At 41.0% G+C, this 5,732-nt stretch carries 5 protein-coding genes; 3 read left to right on the forward strand and 2 right to left on the reverse strand.

The features are described 5' to 3' along the window. Positions 1-54: 54 nt before the first annotated feature. Both WB217_RS11250 and WB217_RS11255 read left to right on the forward strand, forming a co-directional pair. On the forward strand, positions 55-654 hold the full coding sequence (locus WB217_RS11250; protein ID WP_423993320.1) for an NADPH-dependent FMN reductase: 600 nt from the start codon (positions 55-57) through the stop codon (positions 652-654). 152 nt (positions 655-806) lie between these two features. After that, positions 807-1,442: an FMN-dependent NADH-azoreductase gene (locus WB217_RS11255; RefSeq protein ID WP_423993321.1), complete on the forward strand. Its 636-nt coding sequence runs from the start codon at positions 807-809 to the stop codon at positions 1,440-1,442. A 420-nt stretch (positions 1,443-1,862) separates the two neighbouring features. Here WB217_RS11255 and katA read toward each other — a convergent pair whose 3' ends face one another. Further along, the gene (katA, locus tag WB217_RS11260; protein ID WP_423993322.1) at positions 1,863-3,323 is read right to left on the reverse strand and encodes a catalase KatA; all 1,461 of its coding nucleotides are present in this window, start codon (positions 3,321-3,323) and stop codon (positions 1,863-1,865) included. A 414-nt stretch (positions 3,324-3,737) separates the two neighbouring features. On the opposite strand from katA, the gene WB217_RS11265 reads away from it, so the two are divergent. Next, positions 3,738-4,325 (forward strand): cell wall hydrolase, encoded by a 588-nt coding sequence (locus tag WB217_RS11265; protein ID WP_423993324.1) that lies wholly within the window; start codon positions 3,738-3,740, stop codon positions 4,323-4,325. Between the two features lie 223 nt (positions 4,326-4,548). Here the strand turns inward: WB217_RS11265 and dacB are convergent. Then, the coding region (gene dacB, locus WB217_RS11270; protein WP_423993323.1) for a D-alanyl-D-alanine carboxypeptidase/D-alanyl-D-alanine endopeptidase at positions 4,549-5,732 on the reverse strand (1,184 nt) is incomplete at its 5' end.

Below are 5,732 nucleotides of genomic sequence, written 5' to 3' on the forward strand. Positions count from 1 at the left end.
GTAGGGAAGAAGTTATCAACTAATGACATGAATTTTTAATAGGTGGTGTGGGTTATGAGTTTTTTTAATAAATTATTTGGAAGAAAAACAAGGGAGGAAGAAACTATGACAACAGCTAAATTGAATATCGGAATTATTTTAGGAAGCACACGCCAGGGTAGGGTAAGTCCACAGGTGGGTGAATGGGTTAAGGAGATTGCTGACAAACGTGGAGATGCGAATTATGAAATTGTCGATATCGCAGACTTTCAGCTGCCTTTCTTAGGTACAACTGATGGAACTGAACCAGGAATTGCTGCATGGAATGAAAAACTAGGCACTCTTGACGGATTTGTTTTCATCGTACAGGAGTACAATCACAGTATCACAGGAGCTTTGAAAAATGCACTTGATTTTGCCCGTGAGGCATGGAATAACAAAGCAGCCGGAATCGTAAGCTACGGCTCAACTGGGGGAGCACGCGCGGCTGAACATTTACGAGGAATCTGCGGTGAATTAAAGATTGCGGATGTCCGTACACATCCAACTTTATCTCTGTTCACAGACTTCGAAAATGGTACACAATTTAAACCCCAAGCCTTGCATCTAGATAATGTCAACACCATGCTTGATGAGGTAGTGGCATGGAGCGGTGCATTGAAAACTTTAAGATAATCTCAAACTATTACCCTAACTAAACTTGTTGAAGCATTTTAATTGACCAGCGGATATAAATACACTAATATCTCGATGTAAACAATTTTTATTTCGAGATTTATTTTTTTCGAAATATTTACAATAACAGGAAAGTAAAGGTGATATACATCATGGCAAAGGTTTTATACATCACTGCACACCCGCTAAACGAGGAGCAATCAGTGAGTTTGGCAGCAGGAAAAGCTTTCATCGAGACTTACAAAGAAGTTAACCAAAATGATGAAATCGTCCATTTAGATTTGTTTAAAGAAAACATTCCACAAATTGATGCAGATGTTTTAGGCGGTTGGGGCAAGCTTCAACAAGGTACAGCATTTGAAACACTTTCTTCAGATGCTCAGGCTAAAATTGGCCGTCTGGCTGAACTAGTTGAGCAGTTCACAGGAGCAGACAAATTCGTATTCGTCACTCCGCTTTGGAACTTCTCATTCCCGCCAGTAATGAAGGCATATCTTGATTCAGTAGCTGTTGCTGGAAAGACATTCAGATATACTGCAGAAGGTCCTGTAGGGTTGTTGACAGACAAAAAGGCTTTGCATATCCAGGCACGCGGAGGTTACTACTCAGAAGGACCAGCTGCGGAAGTGGAAATGGGCCATCGCTATTTGGCAACGATCATGAATTTCTTCGGTGTTCCTTCCTTTGAAGGTGTATTCATCGAAGGCCACAATGCAAACCCTGAAAAAGCTCAGGAAATCAAAGAAAATGGAATTGCACGTGCGAAAGATATTGCACACACATTTTAATGGAAAAACGAAAGCAGGCCAATTGCGGCCTGCTTTTTTCTTTACTATAGAATGAAATTCTTGCGGTCTTTAATTGTCAGCCCTAGGGTTGTTCTAAAAGGCTTGATTGGAACATCGAAAAGAGGAAACCTAGCCCTAGCGATGTTCCAATAGACTTCATTGGAACATCGAAAAGAGGGAAATCAGGTCTAGCGATGTTCCAATAGGCTTCATTGGAACATTGAAAAGAGGAAAATCAGGTCTAGCGATGTTCCAATAGCCTTCATTGGAACATCGAAAAGTGTAAAAAACAACCCTGTAAGTGTTCCAATATGCCTTATTGGACACCCCCAACTAAAAAAATCATTCATGACTACAACATAAATGTAAAACAAAGTAAAAAGGGTGCCCTAAGAGTAGGACAGCCCTTACTATCACATCTTATACTTCCTGTGGAACCTGCAAGCCTAAGCCTTGAGCGATACGTGTTCCGTATTCTTGATCTGCTTTATAGAAATGGCCGATCTGGCGGAGCTTGATATCATCGCGTTCTACTGGTTTCATTGCTGCAACAATGTTGGAAACAAGGCGAGCGCGTTCTTCTTCGTTCATCAAGCGATATAGGTCACCAGCTTGAGTATAGTGATCATGATGGTCATAGCCGACATTCTCAGCAACCCCACTGACTGGGAAGGAAGCCTGCTTGTGCTCGTTCACCTCAGTAGGTCCTCCAAAACTATTAGGTTCATAGTTTACTGATTTCCCGCCATTGCCGTCAAAGCGCATCTGGCCATCTCGCTGATAGGAGTTTACTTCTGATTTTGCCCGGTTAATTGGAAGGTGTTGGTGGTTAGCACCCACACGATAACGATGCGCGTCAGCATAAGCAAACAAACGGCCCTGAAGCATTTTATCAGGTGATACATCAATACCCGGTACAAGTGTTCCAGGTGAGAACGTAGCCTGCTCAACTTCTGCGAAATAGTTTTCAGGGTTGCGGTCCAATACCATTCTGCCGACTTCAATTAATGGATAATCCTTTTGGGACCAAACCTTTGTTACATCGAATGGATCGAAACGGTATGTGTTCGCATCCTCTAAAGGCATGATTTGTACATACAGCTTCCAGGCAGGGAAGTCTCCATTTGCAATAGCGTTGAACAAATCTTCTGTATGATAATCTGGATTTTCCCCGGCAATTTTAGCCGCTACATCTGCTGAGAGATTCTTGACTCCCTGCTCAGTCTTGAAGTGATACTTCACCCAGACACCGTCGCCTTCTGCATTTGTCCATTTAAATGTATGGCTGCCAAATCCGTGCATATGACGGAAGGTAGCAGGAATACCGCGGTCTGACATGAGGATTGTTACCTGATGCAGTGATTCAGGTGATAGAGACCAGAAATCCCAAACTGCATTTGGATTCTTCAGATGTGTTTGCGGATCTCTTTTTTGAGTATGGATGAAATCAGGAAACTTAATGGCATCGCGGATAAAGAATACGGGTGTATTGTTTCCAACGATATCGTAGTTTCCTTCCTCTGTATAAAACTTCACGGCAAATCCACGAGGATCACGGACTGTATCTGCTGATCCTAGTTCACCGGCAACTGTCGAGAAACGGATAAACATCGGTGTCTTTTTGCCAACTTCAGAAAGGAAATCAGCCTTTGTGAATTCTGATACGTCATTTGTCACTTCAAAATATCCATGGGCTCCAGCGCCTTTTGCATGTACTACACGCTCAGGAACACGTTCACGATTAAAGTGCGCCAATTTTTCTAAAAGATGTACATCCTGAATTAAAGTAGGACCCCTTGATCCCGCTGTCATGGAATTCTGGTTGTCCCCCACTGGCGCTCCCCAGCTTGTCGTAAGCTTCTTCTTTTGATTATTGCTCATCATCAACCCGCCTTTATCCTGTATTTTTTGAATAACTAAATGATAACATTTTTCAATTAAAAATCAATACTAAATAATAATTATTTTAAAATAGAAATTAGTACAAGTTGATTAACCCTCTATAAATATATGTATTACACTGTTCGGATTTTAGAAAAGAATTTTAAAAAATCGGAAGGTTACAGATTTGTAATCTATGTAAAATTTGAACCGATTATTGTTAATGATGGATAGATGAGGAAATAAGATGAGTATGGAATAACTTTCTAGGTTTAAAACGATTAGAGCTGTACCGCGGTTCAATAGAGTAATAGAAGGATTGGCACTTTTTGGGCAATGAATAACTATATTACAACTGTTAGCCTTACTAGTAGAGAGAAGCAACACTACTGGGAGGTAGAGAAAATGAGAAAAATGAAAAAGAGATTGGCAGCGCTAACAGCATTAGTGTCATTGTCCCTGTTTACAATGAACGGAGCGGCTGAAGCTGCAACACACACAGTGAAAACTGGAGATACATATTGGGGAATAGCAAGCAAGTACGGAGTGCCCGTGCTTAATTTAAAGAAAGCGAATAATGCAACTAGCTATCTATTATATCCGGGACAGCAGCTGACAATTCCAGCATCGCCTGTATCAGCGGCTGACCAGGACCTACTGGCACGGCTTGTGCATGCTGAAGCCAAAGGGGAGCCATATGCAGGTAAAGTGGCAGTAGCGACAGTGGTTCTTAACCGAGTGGCAAGCCCGGACTTCCCAAATACAATCAGAAGTGTAGTCTACCAAAAATCTAACGGATACTATGCATTTACGCCAGTAAAGAATGGTGCGATAAACACCCCAGCAGATGCTGATTCTAAGAAGGCTGTAAAAGAAGCACTTGCTTTTAAGGGCAATGGAAAAGGATCTTTGTTCTTCTTCAATCCTAAAACTGCAGTGAGCAAATGGGTATTCTCAAGAGAAGTAACAGTGACAATCGGAAATCATCGTTTTGCGAAATAAGACGATTTCGGAATAAAATTGAAATTTCCGGAATAAATGAGGTGCTTTCCGGAATAAAACGAGATTATCCGGAATAAATGACTTGAAATCCGGAAAATATTAATAATTTCCGGCATATCATCGTTCGTCCCTGCGCCTATCGTTAAACGTATTCAGGATAAATGCAAAATTTAAAGACCCAAAAAAGCTGTACAGATTCTCATCTGTACAGCTTTTTTATCATTTAAGGCTGTCTTGCCAGCACTTCAACGATTCGATCTTCAATTTGCTTTCCAGCTTCATCATCCAGCAGATTGTTTAATAAAATGGCAAAAATAAGCGTTTTACCGCTGCTGGTTTTTACATAGCCTGCTAATGTATGGACACCTGTCAACGATCCGGTTTTAGCAATTACGTTCTCCTTCATCGGTTCTGTCTTCATTCTGCTGCGCATGGTGCCTCCTTTCATTCTATCGCTAGCACCGGCTACTGGCAGGGAATGCTTAAACGTTTTGTACCATTTTTCCTTCTGAACTTGATACAGGAGGGAGGTGATTTCATTGGCAGGTACCAGGTTTGCATGGGAGAGTCCTGATCCGTCTCTCAAAACTAGCTGATCAGAATTTACTCCCATCTCAGCTAATTCAGAACTCATGACCTCAAGTCCTTTATCCCAGCTGCCCTCATCATGGACAAATTTGCCCATTTCCTTCACTAATACTTCTGCATGACCGTTATTGCTAAGCTTCATGAAAGGAATCAGAAGTTCCGAAAGAGGCATGGATTTATGTGAAATTAATTGGTTCATAGATTCTTTAGCTGTGCCAGATTTTATTTTCCCAATAACTTTAATTCCTTGACTTTCAAAGGACCGTTTTAAAAGATCCATCGAATACATTGAAGGCTCCCAAATTGCGACCCACTCTTTCTTTTTATTAGCATCTGCTGGGATGGTACCAGTTACTAAAATAGTATTCTCGCCGTGTTTCCTCTCGATATTAATATCATATTTCCCTTTTGCATCAACTGTTATTGTTTTATTTTCGATATGAACATAATCTGTATTCGGCTCAATTGAAATGATTGCATTGCTGCCATTCTTGGTTCCAGGATGAATATTAAGGATTACCGTGCCTGAATCATAGTCTTTGTTGGGTGAAGCGGTTAAAGCCGAAATTTGTGATCCGTAATATTCATGTTCGTCGGTCCAGGTTAAATCATTAGAGTACCGAACATCATCGTACCAGGTATCATCGGCAATTAGATTACCCTCAATTCTTTCGATTCCCTTTTCTTTAATTGTTTTAGCGATTTTATTAAAGTCATCAGGCAGGAGTGTCGGATCGCCTTTGCCTTTTAAAAAGAGATCACCTTCCAGAGTTTTGCCGTTGATATTCCCATCTGCAAATACCTCAGTCGTAAAAGTAT

Origin of the sequence: Mesobacillus sp. (genome assembly GCF_049588175.1) — a bacterium.
GTDB lineage: Bacteria > Bacillota > Bacilli > Bacillales > Cytobacillaceae > Mesobacillus.

Coding starts and splice junctions, on each gene's coding strand:
- WB217_RS11250 (WP_423993320.1), top strand. CDS start 55: ATGAGTTTTTTTAATAAATTATTTGGAAGAAAAACAAGGGAGGAAGAA.
- WB217_RS11255 (WP_423993321.1), top strand. CDS start 807: ATGGCAAAGGTTTTATACATCACTGCACACCCGCTAAACGAGGAGCAA.
- katA (WP_423993322.1), bottom strand. CDS start 3,323: ATGAGCAATAATCAAAAGAAGAAGCTTACGACAAGCTGGGGAGCGCCA.
- WB217_RS11265 (WP_423993324.1), top strand. CDS start 3,738: ATGAAAAAGAGATTGGCAGCGCTAACAGCATTAGTGTCATTGTCCCTG.